We start from the raw sequence: 15568 nt of genomic DNA, 5'->3' as shown, positions 1-15568 counted from the left end.
GTCACATAGACCCTTAATCGGTCGTCAACGTTCGTCAGCAGGCTTTGGCGACACCGGCCGTCAGAAAACCATGCCAAATGCCGTTTGCGTTTACGCTTGGATGGAGCGTGGGTGCATCCTCTGGGCCTGTCAGCGTCCAAGAATGGCCGTTGGCTTGCCGGTTCGGCAGGATTGAAACCGTAAGCCATGTCCCACAATCAAGGGGCCAGAACGTTATCCACTTGATGACGCCGATCTCGTCGCGGTGATAACAGAACTCGCCACGTTTAAGATGTTCGTCGGCATCGAAATCCTCGGCGGCTGTTGAGCCCCAAGGTCCATTTAGATCGGCACGGTGTTTCAGTTTCTCGCTCATCATCGACCCCAATCCGCATAGCGTTCCGGGATCGGCGGCAACGGGACGCTTTGGCCCGCGAGCGCATGCGTGCTGTCGCCGCAGAAATTGAGCACGCCGTCCGTGAGGATGTAGTGGCAGCATTTCTCCGGCTGGCCCGGCTTGTGGCGGCCCCAGGTGTGCTTGAAGCTCGGCGAATAGGTCGGCTTGACGAGATCGCCGTTGAAAGCCCAGCCGGGCGGCAGCCGGTGCATGTCGTCGCATCCAGGGCAGAAGTGCAGATGCCCATTCGATTGACCGTGGCCATCGACGGTCGCGCGCAGCTTCTCGCTCATCGCCCCGCCCCCGCCGCTTTCTTGGCGATGTCGCCCAGCGCCGCACCTGCGGCCTGGGCGTTCGAGCGGGCCGAGACCGACGAGCCGAAGAAAAAGCCATAGACCTGCTCGGCCTTCGAATTGATGAATCCGGCGAGCAGGCCTACCGCGTTCGCGATCGCGATTACGAGCTCGGGGTTCTTGATCTGCACGCCCTGCGTGAGCAGCGCGTAGTAGCCCCACAGCATCGCGGCATTGATCACGAAGAACGCCGCGACCGTGACGTAGGCGAGATTGCTCGACACCGACTGGCCGCCGTTCTTGAACAGGTCGCGCGCGTTTTCGAGATCCTTGAGCTCGCCCATGCGCTCTTCGTGCGCGCGCTGGGATTCTCGGTCGCGCAGATCGAGCAGCTTTTCCTTGAAGCGCATCGCAAGGTTCGGGTCGGCCGCGATCGCCTTTTCGATCTGGTCTTTGTCGTCGGTGCCGAACACCGCCTTCGCGGTTTCGCCGACGGCGGTGGCGACGGCCTCGGCGTTTTTGCCGAAGGCCGCCCCGACCAGGCCGGGCACGAATTGCAGGGCGAGCGGGATCAGGGCTTGCAGCATGGGCTAGGCCTCCAAGGTTTCGGGGTGTGCGGCGAGGGCCGCCAGCGCGCGCTCGTAGCGGTTGGCGCGGTCTTGCAGGCCGGTTTGGCCGCCATTGATCGCCCGCGTGACGGCCGCCAGCCCCGCCTCGCCCTTGTCGGCGTGCGCGTTGCATTTGGCCTGCTGCCAGAACCAACCGGCGATCAGCCCGGCATTCCACGGGCTGCGCGCTTGCTCGGGATCGGCCTCGAGCGGGATGCCGAGGGCGGCACCTGCGGCGCGATAGTTGCGGCGGCCGGTGAGCTGGATCAGGCCCCGGCCGCGATAGGTCCAGCCATCGCCCGAGGCGACCGGGCCGTTGCCGTTGCGGCTGGCATAGACGAGATTCGCCAAGGCGATCGGGTTGCGCGCATAGGGCTCGGCCATCGCGTTCGTGGCGAAGCGCTCGCCCCACACTTCGCGGATGCGCACGGCCGTGTAATTGAGGTTCTCTTCGACGCGGGAAAAGCCGCCCGACTCGTGCCCGAGCTGCGCCACAAAATGCGCCAGGCGCAGCCGCGTGAGGATATCGAAGCGCTTGCACGCCACGGCGAGCGGGCCCGCGAATGTGGTGCACGCAAGCGCGTTGCCACCGGCCGCCGCGATCGCATCGGTCACGGCCGCGACGGTTTCGGGCAATACGCCGCCGATGCGCGCGACGTCCGCCGCGCGGGCTTGCCGTTCGTCCATGTCGGTCTCCTAGGGTTTGCTGGCGGCCGAGGCGGCGAGCCACGCGGGCACGCCGAGGCCAAGCGCCTTGGCGCCGGCGGCGACGAGGCCGAGCACGAACACCCAGATCAGCGCCTTGGCGATCGCCTTGGTGATCTCGCGGCCGACCTCGCCCTTGGTCTTGTCGATCGCGACCTGGAACTCGACCGCATTGCGCAGCAGATGCGCCTTGTCGCGCGGGATGCCGAGCTCGGTCAGGAAATCGCGCACGCCCTCTTGGGCGGCCTCGCGCATCAGGGTCTTGAGATCGTCGACGTGGATCAGACGGACATTGTTGGGCTCGGCGCTCACAGCACCACCTCCACGGCCAAATCGCGCGTCGCGTTCGTGCGGTTTATGAACGTCGTGCGCGTGTCGGCATTCGAACCGCTGCCGTCATCGTAGCGCACATTCACGCGGTCGGTGGCGGTTGCGTTGGCGACGCTGCCGCCGATCGTGAGCGGTTCGTCGCGGGCAGAGCCGCTTTGGTTAATCTCGACGCGCCAATCCTCGGTCCCGAGGATGCTCGTATCCGTGATCGACGTAATCGTATTGTTTCGCCCCGAGCCATAACCAGCTTGATTTGCGCAGGCATTCACGTCGATGTTTGGAGTGCCAGATGTCGGCGTAACGACGAGCCAATACGTCGTTGCAGACGTGATCGACGGCGGGCTGCCGAAGGTAAACGTAACAGCCCCCGCCGCGCTAATCGTTTGCGCACCGCTCGAGCTTCCGATCTGCGTTCCGGGGCTGCCAGCATTGTTTGTGTAGAGCCGCGCTTCCCACGAGCCGGAGGATACGACTGCGTTGACGTCAATGCGAGCGCTCGTCAGCGTGCCGGTTGTGGTCGCGTCAAATCGAAACCCGAGACTTTGCCCGACCGCGTTGCTTACGGCTTTTGCGCTGGACGTGGCGACACCAAAGGTGCCTGTGGTCAAAACAGCAGACGCCTGCACAATGTACGCCGCCTGCTCGCGTTCGCGCGCACCGGCATCGGGCCAATGCTGGACGGTAAAAGTGCCATCGACCGCAACCGAAGAATTGCGCCCCGTAAAGACCGTGTCGTCTTCGGGATCGAAATCGATCTCGGTCGAGCTGGCCGCATAGCCGATCAGGCGCGACGCGTTCTGCGTGCCGCTCGACGGGAGCGTCGGTGCGGTCTGGGTGATGCCGCCAGCCGTCGTGTGGGCGAAGACCGCCTGTCCTGCCGTGAGGCCCGAAAAGCCTGCGACGCGGCCGGGGCGCACCTGCGCCGTTCCGCTCGCACCGCTCGAGATCGCGGCGAGCGCAATGCCGATGCGCGGGCCGATGCGCACCGGCGAGATGGCATCGGTATCGACCTGGTACCAGCGGTCGGCGCCGCCGCCGCGCTGGTTAAACACATCCTGGTAGATGATATCGCGGATCGACAGCGCTTCGCCGGCGGTGATCGTCGCCGTACCGCCGCCCGAGGCACCACTGCCCGCCAGCACGCGCTCGTCGATGATCATCGAATTTGCGATCGCGGTGGTGCTGGTCGCCAGCTGGAAACGGCAGATCGGCAGGCGGTCGGCCGGGATCGCCGGGGCCACAGGCGAAGCACCGGGCGTGCCGGTCACGACCGCGATCGTGCCGTCGGCGGGATTGAGAACAACGCGGTCGATTCTCGGATTGCCGACGGGGGCCGTGATCGTGCCCGTGTTCTGCGCCGCGACCTCGGTCAGCACGCCGCCGATCATCAAAGCGCCGGCGAGCACCTTCACCGTCATGTTCGGCGTGTCCTGGGCTTGCGGCAGGAAGGCGACCGAGATCCGCGCGCCGGCGACGATGGCGGCGTCGATGCCGGAACGCCAAACCGGCCAAAGCTGCGACGTGTTGTCGGGGGCGATATAGGCTGCGACCATTCTAGACTCCGATTGCTTGCCAATTGGCGGTGCCGGCCGTCGCCGCACCGCTGCCGTTTGCGGTTTTGAGAACGAAACCCGTTTCGGTGATGCTTTCGGCCCAGGCTTGCTGCACGGCACCGCCCGTGGGCGTCACCTGCACGTTTGGGGCGCTGAAAAACCGGCGCGCGAACGTGACGGTGAGGCCGCCCGACGGCACCGCGACCCCGATGCCCTCTTCGGTGCGCAAGGTTGCGTCCGCTGTCGGCGTGAAGGCCGTAGCGACCTGGATGCCGTCGCCGCTGCGCAGCTTGATGCGCTGCTTGGCGTAGCGCAGATCGTTGGTGCCGATCGTCCAGGGCTCGAAACCGTCATAGCTGTCGGCCGACAGGCGGTAATCCTGTTCAAGCTGGCAGATGGCGCCGCCGACGGTTTCGCCGGGGCACAGGCGCGCGGCCGTGCCCGCGTAGGTGCGCACCTGGCTGTCGTAGAGAAGATCGATCTCGGGCGCTTCGTAGATCGCCTCGGCGACCGGATACGCGTTGAACGAGGCGGCGGCCTCTTCCTCGGTGATCTCGCTGGCGAGCTTGGTCGAGTTCGGCACCAGCACGCCGGTCCAATGCACATGGCAGTCGGTCTTGGTGCCCAGCCAATCGGGGGCTTGCGGGGCGGCGAAAACGATCTTGTTCGTCGAATTGACCGGGATGGCGCCGATCGACGCGAGCGAGGTTGCCGCATTGGCCGAGAGATTGCCCGAATTGTCGCGAGCCTTGATGTAGAAGCGCCAATCGCCGGGCGGGATCGCGATCGTGGTGACAGATGTCGCCCCCGTCGCCTGGCTCACGGGCGTGGCCGCGTTCCAGTCGTTCACGGTCTGCGGCGAGAAGCGCAGATCGTAGCCGCCGAGATCGAGATCGGACACGGCCTGCCAGCGCAGCACCACCGCCGAGCCGTTTGCGGCGGCCGAAAAGCCCGCCACGTCCGACGGCAGATCGGTCTTGCCGAGCACGACATGGTTCGTCGCCGTGACCCAATTGGGCGACGTGGCGCCGATATAGTTGCGGCTGCGGATGCGCAGATCGTAGGCGACACCGTCGGCGACATCGAGGATGCGATAGGAGGTCGCACTGCCTTGCGTGAATTCGCTTGGGCCCCAATCGGCATCGGCGGATTTTTTGTACTGGATCTCGATCAGGCCGCCCGAGACGACATAAGCATCAGCGGGGGCCGTCCATGCCGCCTTGAGGCGCGAGAAGATGGTGCCGTCGTTGCGCGTGTCGAGCTCGCCCGTGCCCGACGACAGCACGAGGTCCGTCGGCGGGGCGACGGTCGAAGCACTCGGCAGATTCGTGCGCGGGGCCGGGGACATCGAAGCTTCGTCGGTCGCCGGATTCCAGGCATAGACATTCGCGTCGATCTCGGCCAATTCCATTTCGCAGACGATCGAGGGCGCGTCTCCGTCCGACCGCTGGCCGAATTTGAAACGCGTGACCTCGAAGGTTTTGCCGGTCCAGCCGTAGCGCGGCCAGTCGAAGGCGACCGTGTCGCCGCCGCGCACATCGAGGCACGAAAGTTTGCCGACGAGCGATGTGCCGATCTGGCGGCGCACGCGCTCGAGCTCGATGCGCGCCAGGCGCTGCGCCATGCTCGGCGAAATCGTGAATTCGAGATTGTAGCCGCTCGACCAGGCGCGCACGCCCTGGTCTTCGGTGAGGAACGCGGCCGGAGCGACCGAGGGATAGTCCGTGGCCTGCCAGCCGCCATCGGGATCGACAAACGTGCCTTTGACGCCGTTGAACACGTCGCGCGGCTCGCGGCGCCACGCCACTTTGAAACCTTCGACCAGATCGTCTGCGGCGAGCGTGCGCGACGAAGCGCGCCAGGCGCCCGCGCGAATGATCCATTTGCCTTCCGAGCGGATCAGGCGGCCGCCCATCGCGGTGAGCATGTCGCCGATGATCTTGTCGGGGGCCGATTCCGTGGCGGCCGTGCCGTTGGCGGTGTAGCGCGGCTCGCCCACGGCGGCGATCTGGTGCGTGCCCGTACCCGCCGAGGTGATGTCGATCAGCGTACGCGTGCGCGCGTTGGCAAGCGTAGTTGCGAGGCCGCCGATTTTCGAGCCGGTTTCGCTGAAATAGTAATCCGTGCCCGTCGCAAGCCCGCCCGGCAGCGTGCCGTCGGTGAAAAGCCGCACGACCGTGCCGGTGCGCAGGCGGCCGCTTGCGTCGGCAAGCGTGATGCGATCGGTCGCCGGATCGGCCGTAAAGTTGGTGGCGACGCGAATAGTGTGCGTGCCGCTGCCCGCCGACGAAAGATCGATCGCCGTGCCCGCTTTGGCGTTTTCTTCCGTCGTCGCGAGCTTGCCGGTGAGGTTGCCGACCACGATGAAAAAATAATCCGTCGTGGCCGTGAGGCCGCCCGGCAGCGTGCCCGCACTCGATACGCGCACGCGGCTGCCCGTGACGAGGTTCATGTCGCCGTCGGCGAGCGTGATCAGATCGGTCCCGGCATTGGCCGTGAACGTCGTTTGTTTGGCGCGCAAGCCGACGATCTCGTCGCAAATACTCGCTGCCGCGGCGAGTTCGGCTTCGTCGATCTCCGACCAGGCCGCGCCGAAGCCGCCGGCGTTCTGCGGGATCGTGAGGTAACGCGCCAGCACGAGGGCCGCATTGTCGGTCCAGCCGGTCGATGCGTCGCGCGGATCCTCGATCGCGGTTTCGCAGGGGCCGACGATCGTCATGTTCGGCACGCCATTTGCGAATTTGTCGGCGTTCCAGATCAGCTGCACATAAAGCTTCGCGCAACCGGTCTGCTTGTGCGCGTCGGTCCACAAAGCCGGGACCGCCTCTTTGAGCTTGGCATTCAGCGTGGCGTCGCCCGAGGACGTGCCGTCGCCAAACCACGCCTTTGCGTAGCCCGCATAGTTGCCTGTCGCGTCGCCGTTTGCGTCGAGCGGCACCACCTCGTCGGCAAACCACAGCTCATCCATGCCCTTGAGAGGGTTCGCCGAGAGCGTGATCAGGATGTGCAGCGTGCCTTTGTTGCCGCCGGTCTGCTCGACAAGCGTGCGCGTGCCGCCGATGCGCAACCGGCCGAAATGGAGTTTGCCCTTGCCCACCGCCTCTTGGACCGTGACGGTGCGGTCTTGCGCGATGCGATCGAAGCTCGGCAGAGCCCCGCCACCTTTGGGCTTGGGTGCGAGCAGCGACGACACGCCGCCCAGCACCAAGGCGCCCGCGAAGGCGCCCCAGGAAAAGCCCAGCGTGAGGCCGGCGGCGACCGAGAAGGTCGAGCCCGAGAAGACGGCCGTGGCGACGGCGGCGGCGACAAAGCCCGGCATGTGTCAGACCCGCCAGGCGGCTTGCAGCCGCTTGTCGTCGATGCGCACGCTGCCCAACCCTTCGGGGAGCATCACGGCCACGTGCGCGCCGAGGCCCACGCCCAGATGCGGCAGACCGTCCACAAAAAGATAAAGATCGCCGCGGCCGGCGCCGAAGATCGCGACCGGCTCGACGCCGAACACGATTTCGACGGCGCGCTTGAGATCGGGATCGACGCCACGGATCAGGCGAATCGCATCCTTGCGCGTGGCATAGCGGCCCTCGAATTGCGGCCAGGCGTCGCGCCCCGTGAGGGCGGCGACGGTCTCGCATGCGAAGCGGAAGCAATCGTTGCTGCCGAGCGCGTAGCTGCTGCGCTCGAACTTGTCGACGAGCGATGCGAGGCGCAGTTCCCAGCCTTCGAGCCGCATCGACATCACGAACTCCCCCAATCTATGGATTTGTCCTGCAGCAGGGCGTTGTAGTCGAAACCCTTGTCGCCATCGGCGCGATTGGCCTGGTCTTCCGGCGTGTAGCGGATCTCGCGCGGGCGCTTGAGCGAAGCCATGATGTTCTCGGCCGACAGCGCGATCGTGCAGGTCTCGCCGGTTTCCTCGGTGCTCGGCACGCCGCACGTGCCCTCGAAGACGAGTACCGGATCGGCGATCAGCGCCCCGGTGCCCATGTCCAAGAACCCGAGCCACAGGCGTGCTGGCAGGTTCTGGCGCACGGCATTGACCGACTGCTCGAGCAGCGAGGTGGGGATGCCGGTCATCGAAAAGACGAGCCCGGTCGATTTGAGGTCGGTCGTTTCTTCCGGGGCCGACACGCTCGCAAGCGCGCCCACGCCCGCATAGGTGTCGCCGTCAAAGGTCAGATCGCCAAGGCCGGTCCAGACGCGCAGAAAGCCCGTCGCGGTCTCGATCTCGGCAAGCAGCACGGGCCTTTTTGCCGCCGCCGACACGGCCGTCTGCATGGCGGTGGATAATGTTCTTGGCACGGGTTAGACCGCTTCCACGCAGTCGAAGCTGAACGAGCCGCGGAACGGCGCTTCGAGCAGCAGGCGATTGATGTTCTGGGCAAGGCGGAACGTGCCGCGCGGGCTGGCCAGCGTTATGGCCGCGTTGTCGGCGATGCCTTCGCGGCGGATGTTCGGCCAGATATCGAACGTGGCTTGGCCGCTGCCGTTCGAATTGGCGTCGGTCGTGACCATGTGCAGGCGCGTGGTCGCACCGCTGCCGATCTGGATATAGTCGCCCGCGCGCAAGATGCCGGTGACACCCGCGGTCCAACCGTCGGTCGCCAGCGTGGTCGCCCCCGCAGCGGCCGCCCCGTTCACGAGCGGTGTTCCGGTCGCCACACCGCGCGGGGCCACGCCGATCGGATCGCCGAGCAGGAACGTGCCCTGCTTGCCGTTGAGGCCCATGAAAAACGCGCGCCACGGGGCGATCGCGGCATTGCCCGTGACGGGCCCCACCACCACGCGCGCGGTCCAGCCCTGCCCCGGCCAAACTTGCGTTTCCTGGCTCAAGGTAAAGGGGCTTTCGGTCATGGCGACCACCGAGCGCCCGCCCCACTCGACCGAGGCGGGCAGCGAGGGCAGCGACAGCGGATAAGATACCGGCATCAGGCGTTCGCCAGTTTGAGGGCGCCGCGGGCCGAGCGGTTTTCGACCTCCGACACCGAGAGATTGACGATGCGCGGCGTGGCGTTGCGGATCTCGCCGCGCACGATCGCAATCGTGCGGCCGTCGCTGTCGGTTGAGGTTTCGATCGGCGGCGACGCGGCGCTGCGCTGGTCGATGATGGTGACGCCGCCGCCGCCCGCGGAACTGCCGCTGCCGCTGCCGCGCGCAAAAGTGGCGCTGGCGGCTTCGAGGGCCCGCACGCCGTTGTCGTTGAGCGCCTGCATGAAATCGAGCCCCACGGAATCGACGGCGGATTTCTGCACGACGAATTCGCCGGGCATGCCCATGACGGGCACGCTGTCTTTGCCCGGCGTGCCGCCCGTGATGCGCCCGCCGCCGGCCATGTAGCTCAAGGAGCCGAGCCCGCCGCCGAAATCGGCGCTCATCATGCCGCCGCCCTGGTCGCCGCTGCCGAAGATGCCGCCGATCTTGCCGAAAATGCCGCCGACCCCGCCTTCGTCGCCGCCGCCGAGCAGGAATTTCTTGAGCGGGTTGGCGACCGCGAGTTTCAGGAAATCGGCATAGATCGAGGTGGCCACGCCGGCGGCGATGCTGCGCAGATCGCCGAAGGCCTTGCCGCCTTTGACCGCCATGTCGACCAGCGAATCGCCCACGCGGTCGAAAGCGCGCTCGAAGCTGCGGTCGATGGTCTTGGCGGTTTCGTCCGCCTCGCGGCGCATGCGCTCGTTTTCTTCTTTGGTGCGCGAGGCGTTGCGGATCCGGGCCTCTTCCTCTTGCGTGAGATCGCGGCCGGCCTTCTTTTTGGCCTCGAGCAGGCGCAATTCCTCGGCGCGGACCTCTTTGGTCTGCCCGGCCAGCATCGCCTCGCGCTCGAGCGTGACGATGTAATCGTCGAGCGCTTCCTGGCGTTTTTTGAGCTGCTCGGCTTCGCGCTCGGCATCGCGCTCGGCCTTGCGGCGGGCCTCGTCGGCAAGGCGCGTCTGCTCGTCGATCTCCTGGCGAATGCGCGTGGCCGTGCGGATGCGCGCCTCTTCGATCTCGGTCAGTTCGCGGCCGGCATTGCGTTGGGCTTCGACAAGGCGAAGCTCCTCTTCCTTGGTGGCCTTGCTTTCGCCGGCCAGCATCGCCTCGCGCTCGTAGTTCGCGATGCGCTCGGCGAGGCCCTCGTTGCGGCGGCGCTGCTGGTCGGCCTCGCGTTCGGCGTCGCGTTCGGCCTTGGTGCGCGCGCGCTCGGCGATGTCCGCGGCTTCTTTGGTCTGGTCGTTGAGCTGCTTTTGCCGATCGACGCGGCCCTTCTCGATCTCGTCGATGACGGCCACGTCGCGGGCGAGCTCGGCGCGCGTGACGGTCTGCTGGGCTTGGCCGAGGCGCGGATCGGCCGTGGTCGACATCTGGTTGGGGTCGAAATAGCCCTGATCCTGCTCGCCCTGCACGCGGGCGGCATCGCGCGCGCGGCGCTTGTCCTCGGCCTCGGTGAGCTTGGCGAGCTCGATCTGGGCTTTGGCAAGGTTCGAGGCCATGCGCTCGTAAGGATCGGCCCCGCGCTCGGCGGCCTTGGCCTGGTCGTCGATGAAATCGTTGGCGATTTTGAGCAGGTTCTGCAATTCGGCCGAGCGGCCGAGCAGCGCATCGAAAGCGCCTGTGGTGAGGGCGATCTGCGTGGCGATGGCACCGAACGCCAAAGCGGCACCCGCGATCGCACCGCCCGCCCCGAAGATGCCCAGGAACTGCGAGCCTTGCTGGCTCAAAGCCGTGAGCGCGCTCGTACCGCCTTGCACCTGCACGGCAAAGTCTTGCAGCTGGAAACCGGCTTGGCCCGCAAGCTGGCCCAAATTGCGCGTGCCGCCTGCGGCCGCACCCGCCGCCGCACCGAAGCCCTGCGAGCGCTGGATCGCCACGGTCTGTTTGGCGATGAACTGGTCGAGGGCGGCCGTATACTGCTCGGTGCTGATGCGACCGGCATCAAGGGCGGCACCCAAGCGCTTTTCCGCACGCTCGAACGACAGCCGCGTGGCCGAGGCAACATCGGTGCGCGCGGTGAGGCGCACAAATTCCTGCTGCTGCGCGTCGAGCTTGGCCGTGACGGTTTCGGTCGATGCACCCGTCGCTTTGAGCGCTTCGGCCAAACGGCGCAGGCCCGCCTCCGACTTCTCCGTCCGAATGTCGATTTCGGTTGTGACGGGTTCGGCCATTGGCGGGGTTTTCCGGCTCTATTTGACGAGGTGGGCGAGGTTGGCTTGGTCGAGCCTGCGGATCAGGCGGATATCGTCGGGCGTGGGGTTCGCCCCCGTGAGCTGCGCCCACGCCGCAATGTCGGACCACGCGAGCGGCAGCGGGCCGAAGCCGCTGCCCTGGCGGGCACCGGCAAGCTCGCAGAACCACAGCCAGACATGGGTGAGGCACTCGGGCAGTTTCGGCCCGTCCAGCTCGGGCGGGCGGCGGCCGGTGAACCGCTCGACCGCTTCGAGATGCGTGCGCAGCGTTTCGCCGTCGGCCTGGCGCTTGGCGAGGCCGAAAGCGTGTTCCGCGAAGGCGATCAGGCCTTCGCGGGCTTGACGAAAAAATCGTCGAGCCTGTTCGCCTGCTCGACGATCTGGGACGCGACGAAGGCAAGCTTCGGCTCCGACATCACGCGATGCGCGTTCTCGGCGCTGTAGGCGAAGATTTCGCCGCCGATCTTGACCGGCGACCAGCCGAGGATGCGGGGTGCGAACTGTGCGGCGAACTCGGCATTGAGCTCGGAAGAAGGCGGCGGCAGCCAAACCTTGCCCTTGCGCTCGGCCGCCAAACGCTCGGCCTCGCGCTTGCGGGCGATGTTGGCGCGGGTTTCGGTAAAGGCCACCGTGGCGGCGTGGCCGGGCCCGGCGAGCGTGAGGCGCCAGGCGGTTTCGTTGCCGTCCTGGTCGCACAGCGCAAATTCGAGCGTGTCGCGATAGACGAGGCCGTCGAGCGAGAAGATATCGGTATCCATTACGGCACCTGCGAATCTTGGATGATAATCGTCGATTGGTCGGTTGCCGTACCGGCACCGCCCGAGGTCGGCAGCAGGGCCTGGAAATTGTAGCTGCGGATGATGCCCTGCTGGCCGTCCGCCTTCTGGCTCTGGCCGAGCTTGATGCGCGGCATGTAGATGCCCATGAAGGGCGAGCCGTTCGAATTGTCGGCGGTGAGGTAGCTGAACAGCGAGATTTCGTCTTCGTTGACGAAATTGTCGCGCAAGATCCCGTCCTGGAAATAGGCCGAGAAGGTGCCGTTCACCACGACCGAGCCCACGAACACGTCGGGGCTGATATTGCTGCCGACGACCTGGGCCGTGCTCAAATTGGCGCCGATCGTGACGGCCAGCTGCGTGACCGTGGCAATGTCGTTGCCGCCGACGCGCAATTTGCCGTTGACGGCGGCGAGCACGCCCGTGACGGTCGCGGCCGTGGGCGAGGTGTAGTAGGCCGATGTGCCCGTGGTCATGTCGATGCCGGTAAACTGCGCGCCGATCGTCGCCATGCCCGAGGCCGGGAAGCCGATTTCGAGCTGGCCCACGCGGCAGCCGCCGAAACGCTCCGACTGATTGATGTCGGGGTGCCATTCCTCGAAAAAGAAACTGTCGTTCGTGTGGCCCGTGAGCGGCACCTGGACCTTTTTGCCGACGACCGTAAAGGTGACGCTGTCGCCCGACGCTTTCGCGGCAACCGTTGCCGTACCGGTGTTGAGGTCGGCCACCGTCATCTGTGTGGCGGTCAGCGCCGTGATGCGATAGTTGCGGCCATTGTTTGCCGCCGCCGTGGTGGTCCAGCCCGACCAGCGACCGACATCGCCGACCTTGAGACCGTCGGTGAGGAAGGATCCGGACGGGCGCACAAAATGCGGGCCCGTCGCCGAAGCGGTCACGTTCGTGAGGGCGCCGGTCGTGGCCGGCGTGGCCCAAGAGCCGCGCAGCGCCGCCGCGATGAAATCCGCGTAGCTCAAGCACGACAATTCGCCGTTGAGCTGGCCCGACACCGAGCGCCCGCCGTGGCGGAAATCCGAGATCTGATAATCCGGGCGGATTTCGGCCGACTGGTAGGTCTGCTTGACCAGCGAAAACTCGCTCGTCTGGCGGCGCAGCAGCTGCGCGCCGCTCGCACCGGGGGCCGTGTTGAGCGTGCTTTCCTTCTTGTAGCGCAGCTGTTTGGCTACGCCCGACGCGATCGTTGCGGACATTGCGGATACTCCTTTGGCGGGAAATGGGGCGAGAGGTCAGCCGGTCCAGTCGTGCTGGAAATCGACGGTCACGGTGCGGCCGAACCACACGCCATCGTCGGAGACGAGATCGACGGGATCGATGCGCGGCACGCCGTTGTAGAAGACGCCGTCGACCGTGATCGTCTTGAACAGGTCGGCGATCGCGTCGCAGGCGGTTTCGATGTCGGCCAGGCCGGTGCCGCGCGGGGCAAATACATGCACGGCGAAGCTGCCGAACAGGCGATTGACGTGGCTGCCCGTGGCGACGATGCCGGCGACCGCGGGGGCTTCGCCGAGAAACTCGAGATACATCCAGGGCGACGGCGGATCGGGGCGGTCGTCGTTCTCGTTTTCGAGCGTGAGCGGCAAAGCGGGCCCGAGCGTGGTGAGGCGCGTGCGAATCGCAAGGCGGGCATCGGCGCGGGCCATCAGTCGAAGCTCCGCTTCTGGCGGATCAGCACGGCGGGGTAGCGCAGCGGCTTGCCGTTGGTCCCGCCGCGCTTGGCACCCTTGCCGCGCCCGCGCGTGACATAGCCGCCCGGTAGCTCGACAAACGCGACCGACACGCGGAACGCCGCCGTGCCGAACTCGGCGCGGATCTTGTTGGCGAGGCGGTCGGCGATCTTGGGTGCCACACCCGAGAAGCGCGCCCCGCGCACCTGGATCTTGCGCGCATAAGGCTGCGTGTTGACCACGTGCACCGTTGCGTCGGGGCCGATCGGGCCTTCGGATACGGCGCGCGGTTTGCCGTCGACCAGCGTAACCCACGATTCGCGATAGCGGCCCGACTTGACCGGCGAGAGATCGCGCGCGGCCGCAAGCGCAAACGTCGCGACCTCCTGCAGCAGGCCCAAGCGAAACAGGATCACGCCGGGCACGCGCACGGATTCGAGCGGTGCCCCGATTTTGCCGTCGACCACGCGGATGATCGCGGGCGGCAAAGCGCGCGGCTCGACCGCGCGGGCCAAAGCGGCACGCGCCGCGGCGACGTGGCGCGCGCGGACCTGTTCTTCGATGCCGTCGATCGCCACTTGGATCTGCTGCGCGAAAGCGCCCATCAGCCGCCGCCCCGCACATGCAGAACATGGGCGAGCACGACGCTGCCCAGATATTTCGTTTCAACCCCGCGCACCGACCAGGTGCGGCTGTCGATCGCGATCATGTCGCCGCGCGACGGCGGGCCGGGCCAGGATGCGGCCGCGATCTCGGCATTCGAGATCGTGACCTTGGCGTCGCCCTGCAGGATGTCGCCGACGAGCGTTTCGGGCGCGTAGTTCTGGGCGACACCATTGACCGTGACGTCGGTCGTGGTGGTGGTGGTGCCGGTGCGGCGCTTCAAGACCATCGGGCGGCCATTGACGGCGAGCGCGCGGGCGATCTTGGCGGCGGCCCCGCTCACGCGACCACCCATTTGCGATAGGGATCGAGACGGTCGGCCACGTCGGTCGGCAGGCCGCCTTTGAAACCGTCGCCGCCGGGCGTGTCCCAGCTTTGCGCGATCACGTCCAGGATGCGCTCGCTGCGCAGGCCCGGGTCGCGGCCGCGCGCATTGTAGGCGCGCACGACGAGATCGATCGCGCAGCGCTCGACATCGTAGGGCAGGCCCGACAGCAGCGTGTAGCCCGCCTGATAGACGACGACGATCTTTGCGGCATTCCAGCTGGTCGGGCGGTCGTCTTCGAGGCGGCGCAGCAGCGAACCGTCGAGCAGATATTCGGCGGCGAGAAGCGCTGTGCCGTCTTCGACCACGCTCGTGATCGCCGGGGCGATGTCGCGGCCGAGGATCAGGCTCGACACCGCCTGGCCGGCATAGCGCGCGCGGAAAGTTTCTTCGACCGTCTCGCGCCCGAACCCCTCGGGGCGGCGGCAATAGGCGGCAATGCCATCCGACGCTTGGCGAATCGCATCGGTGAGCCACGCATCCTGCGTGGTGTCGCCGATCGAGAGTTCGGTCTTGACGGTCGCCAAGCGCGTCAAATCGCGCGTCGCGGCGGCTGTCGTGACGGTGAGCGTCTGGATCATCGGGGCGCTTGTCTCAGTTCGGGCGGGCCACGGCGGCGGGGCGCGCCGGGCGAATTTCGGGGCCGACCAGGGCCGCGTGTTCGGCGGCCAGCGGGCGCGACGGGCGCGCGGGCGGATCGGGGCGGTAGACAGGCGCCGAAACCGGGACGCGCAGCAGCAGAAGCAGGCTCATGGCGGGGCGCCTTGTTGCGCGCGAAGCCCGCCCGCGCGCCGGATCGCGCGCGGGCGGGGCGACATCACGGCGCCAGGTTGAAGGTGAGCGTCGAGATATTGGCTTCGGCGTCGTTGACGCGCGCCACGAACGCCGCCGGCTGGTATTCGACGGGCGGCGGGGAGACGATGATGCGGATGTCGGCGGCGGGCACGGTGTCGATGTTCGGCAGCGTGCCGTTCGGCACGACGACGGTGACGCCGCCGTCTTCCGTGGTGCCCTGGGCGGACTGGACGGTGACGATCTCGTTGTTTTCGTCGCGGATATAGGCGTCGACGGCGACAGTTTCGGTCGGCATGGCGCTT

The 15568-nt window shown here is 66.8% G+C and carries 19 protein-coding genes; all 19 read right to left on the bottom strand.

Translation table 11 applies throughout. The annotated features are described in order from the left end of the window. Positions 1-34: 34 nt before the first annotated feature. The 19 genes from O9320_08910 to O9320_08820 all read right to left on the bottom strand — a co-directional run bounded on the left by O9320_08910 (position 35) and on the right by O9320_08820 (position 15561). Positions 35-355: a DUF6527 family protein gene (locus O9320_08910; GenBank protein MCZ8310962.1), complete on the bottom strand. Its 321-nt coding sequence runs from the start codon at positions 353-355 to the stop codon at positions 35-37. Beyond that, the gene (locus O9320_08905; protein MCZ8310961.1) at positions 355-669 is read right to left on the bottom strand and encodes a DUF6527 family protein; all 315 of its coding nucleotides are present in this window, start codon (positions 667-669) and stop codon (positions 355-357) included. The genes O9320_08910 and O9320_08905 overlap by 1 nt, the downstream gene beginning before the upstream one ends. Continuing rightward, complete coding sequence (locus O9320_08900; GenBank protein ID MCZ8310960.1) at positions 666-1256, bottom strand: hypothetical protein; 591 nt, start codon at positions 1254-1256, stop codon at positions 666-668. The genes O9320_08905 and O9320_08900 overlap by 4 nt, the downstream gene beginning before the upstream one ends. Positions 1257-1259: 3 nt before the next feature. Further along, positions 1260-1964, bottom strand: coding sequence for a glycoside hydrolase family 19 protein (locus O9320_08895; protein MCZ8310959.1), 705 nt, complete (start codon positions 1962-1964; stop codon positions 1260-1262). A 9-nt stretch (positions 1965-1973) separates the two neighbouring features. After that, complete coding sequence (locus tag O9320_08890; GenBank protein MCZ8310958.1) at positions 1974-2294, bottom strand: hypothetical protein; 321 nt, start codon at positions 2292-2294, stop codon at positions 1974-1976. Beyond that, a complete protein-coding gene (locus tag O9320_08885; GenBank protein MCZ8310957.1) occupies positions 2291-3865 on the bottom strand; it encodes a hypothetical protein in 1575 nt (524 codons plus the stop codon). The genes O9320_08890 and O9320_08885 overlap by 4 nt, the downstream gene beginning before the upstream one ends. A 1-nt stretch (position 3866) precedes the next feature. Next, positions 3867-7184, bottom strand: a complete 3318-nt coding sequence (locus O9320_08880) for a hypothetical protein (GenBank protein MCZ8310956.1) — start codon at positions 7182-7184, stop codon at positions 3867-3869. Positions 7185-7187: 3 nt separating this feature from the next. Then, positions 7188-7601 carry a hypothetical protein gene (locus tag O9320_08875; protein ID MCZ8310955.1) on the bottom strand — a complete coding sequence of 138 codons (414 nt, stop codon included), beginning with the start codon at positions 7599-7601 and terminating at the stop codon, positions 7188-7190. After that, positions 7601-8140, bottom strand: coding sequence for a hypothetical protein (locus tag O9320_08870; GenBank protein ID MCZ8310954.1), 540 nt, complete (start codon positions 8138-8140; stop codon positions 7601-7603). Before O9320_08870 ends, O9320_08875 begins: the two co-directional genes overlap by 1 nt. A gap of 27 nt (positions 8141-8167) precedes the next feature. Beyond that, positions 8168-8791 carry a hypothetical protein gene (locus O9320_08865; GenBank protein ID MCZ8310953.1) on the bottom strand — a complete coding sequence of 208 codons (624 nt, stop codon included), beginning with the start codon at positions 8789-8791 and terminating at the stop codon, positions 8168-8170. Next, positions 8791-11004 (bottom strand): hypothetical protein, encoded by a 2214-nt coding sequence (locus tag O9320_08860; GenBank protein ID MCZ8310952.1) that lies wholly within the window; start codon positions 11002-11004, stop codon positions 8791-8793. The genes O9320_08865 and O9320_08860 overlap by 1 nt, the downstream gene beginning before the upstream one ends. 344 nt (positions 11005-11348) lie before the next feature. Further along, positions 11349-11783 carry a hypothetical protein gene (locus O9320_08855; protein MCZ8310951.1) on the bottom strand — a complete coding sequence of 145 codons (435 nt, stop codon included), beginning with the start codon at positions 11781-11783 and terminating at the stop codon, positions 11349-11351. Then, on the bottom strand, positions 11783-13009 hold the full coding sequence (locus tag O9320_08850; GenBank protein MCZ8310950.1) for a phage tail tube protein: 1227 nt from the start codon (positions 13007-13009) through the stop codon (positions 11783-11785). Before O9320_08850 ends, O9320_08855 begins: the two co-directional genes overlap by 1 nt. 36 nt (positions 13010-13045) lie before the next feature. Beyond that, positions 13046-13459: a phage tail terminator-like protein gene (locus O9320_08845; protein MCZ8310949.1), complete on the bottom strand. Its 414-nt coding sequence runs from the start codon at positions 13457-13459 to the stop codon at positions 13046-13048. After that, complete coding sequence (locus O9320_08840; GenBank protein MCZ8310948.1) at positions 13459-14088, bottom strand: hypothetical protein; 630 nt, start codon at positions 14086-14088, stop codon at positions 13459-13461. The genes O9320_08845 and O9320_08840 overlap by 1 nt, the downstream gene beginning before the upstream one ends. Further along, positions 14088-14429, bottom strand: a complete 342-nt coding sequence (locus tag O9320_08835; GenBank protein MCZ8310947.1) for a hypothetical protein — start codon at positions 14427-14429, stop codon at positions 14088-14090. The genes O9320_08840 and O9320_08835 overlap by 1 nt, the downstream gene beginning before the upstream one ends. Next, on the bottom strand, positions 14426-15052 hold the full coding sequence (locus O9320_08830) for a phage head-tail connector protein (GenBank protein ID MCZ8310946.1): 627 nt from the start codon (positions 15050-15052) through the stop codon (positions 14426-14428). The genes O9320_08835 and O9320_08830 overlap by 4 nt, the downstream gene beginning before the upstream one ends. Positions 15053-15065: 13 nt before the next feature. Then, a complete protein-coding gene (locus O9320_08825; GenBank protein MCZ8310945.1) occupies positions 15066-15224 on the bottom strand; it encodes a hypothetical protein in 159 nt (52 codons plus the stop codon). 64 nt (positions 15225-15288) lie between these two features. Beyond that, positions 15289-15561, bottom strand: coding sequence for a hypothetical protein (locus O9320_08820; protein MCZ8310944.1), 273 nt, complete (start codon positions 15559-15561; stop codon positions 15289-15291). Between the last annotated feature and the right edge of the window lie 7 nt (positions 15562-15568).

This window comes from Magnetospirillum sp. (genome assembly GCA_027532905.1).
Classification (GTDB): Bacteria; Pseudomonadota; Alphaproteobacteria; order CACIAM-22H2; family CACIAM-22H2; genus Tagaea.
This window is presented reverse-complemented; position numbering and strand designations above follow the sequence as displayed.

Bases quoted from the DNA above. Each gene is read 5' to 3' on its own strand.
- O9320_08910 (MCZ8310962.1), bottom strand. From the start codon at position 355: ATGAGCGAGAAACTGAAACACCGTGCCGATCTAAATGGACCTTGGGGC.
- O9320_08905 (MCZ8310961.1), bottom strand. From the start codon at position 669: ATGAGCGAGAAGCTGCGCGCGACCGTCGATGGCCACGGTCAATCGAAT.
- O9320_08900 (MCZ8310960.1), bottom strand. From the start codon at position 1,256: ATGCTGCAAGCCCTGATCCCGCTCGCCCTGCAATTCGTGCCCGGCCTG.
- O9320_08895 (MCZ8310959.1), bottom strand. From the start codon at position 1,964: ATGGACGAACGGCAAGCCCGCGCGGCGGACGTCGCGCGCATCGGCGGC.
- O9320_08885 (MCZ8310957.1), bottom strand. From the start codon at position 3,865: ATGGTCGCAGCCTATATCGCCCCCGACAACACGTCGCAGCTTTGGCCG.
- O9320_08880 (MCZ8310956.1), bottom strand. From the start codon at position 7,184: ATGCCGGGCTTTGTCGCCGCCGCCGTCGCCACGGCCGTCTTCTCGGGC.
- O9320_08875 (MCZ8310955.1), bottom strand. From the start codon at position 7,601: ATGTCGATGCGGCTCGAAGGCTGGGAACTGCGCCTCGCATCGCTCGTC.
- O9320_08870 (MCZ8310954.1), bottom strand. From the start codon at position 8,140: ATGCAGACGGCCGTGTCGGCGGCGGCAAAAAGGCCCGTGCTGCTTGCC.
- O9320_08865 (MCZ8310953.1), bottom strand. From the start codon at position 8,791: ATGCCGGTATCTTATCCGCTGTCGCTGCCCTCGCTGCCCGCCTCGGTC.
- O9320_08860 (MCZ8310952.1), bottom strand. From the start codon at position 11,004: ATGGCCGAACCCGTCACAACCGAAATCGACATTCGGACGGAGAAGTCG.
- O9320_08855 (MCZ8310951.1), bottom strand. From the start codon at position 11,783: ATGGATACCGATATCTTCTCGCTCGACGGCCTCGTCTATCGCGACACG.
- O9320_08850 (MCZ8310950.1), bottom strand. From the start codon at position 13,009: ATGTCCGCAACGATCGCGTCGGGCGTAGCCAAACAGCTGCGCTACAAG.
- O9320_08845 (MCZ8310949.1), bottom strand. From the start codon at position 13,459: ATGGCCCGCGCCGATGCCCGCCTTGCGATTCGCACGCGCCTCACCACG.
- O9320_08840 (MCZ8310948.1), bottom strand. From the start codon at position 14,088: ATGGGCGCTTTCGCGCAGCAGATCCAAGTGGCGATCGACGGCATCGAA.
- O9320_08830 (MCZ8310946.1), bottom strand. From the start codon at position 15,052: ATGATCCAGACGCTCACCGTCACGACAGCCGCCGCGACGCGCGATTTG.
- O9320_08825 (MCZ8310945.1), bottom strand. From the start codon at position 15,224: ATGAGCCTGCTTCTGCTGCTGCGCGTCCCGGTTTCGGCGCCTGTCTAC.
- O9320_08820 (MCZ8310944.1), bottom strand. From the start codon at position 15,561: ATGCCGACCGAAACTGTCGCCGTCGACGCCTATATCCGCGACGAAAAC.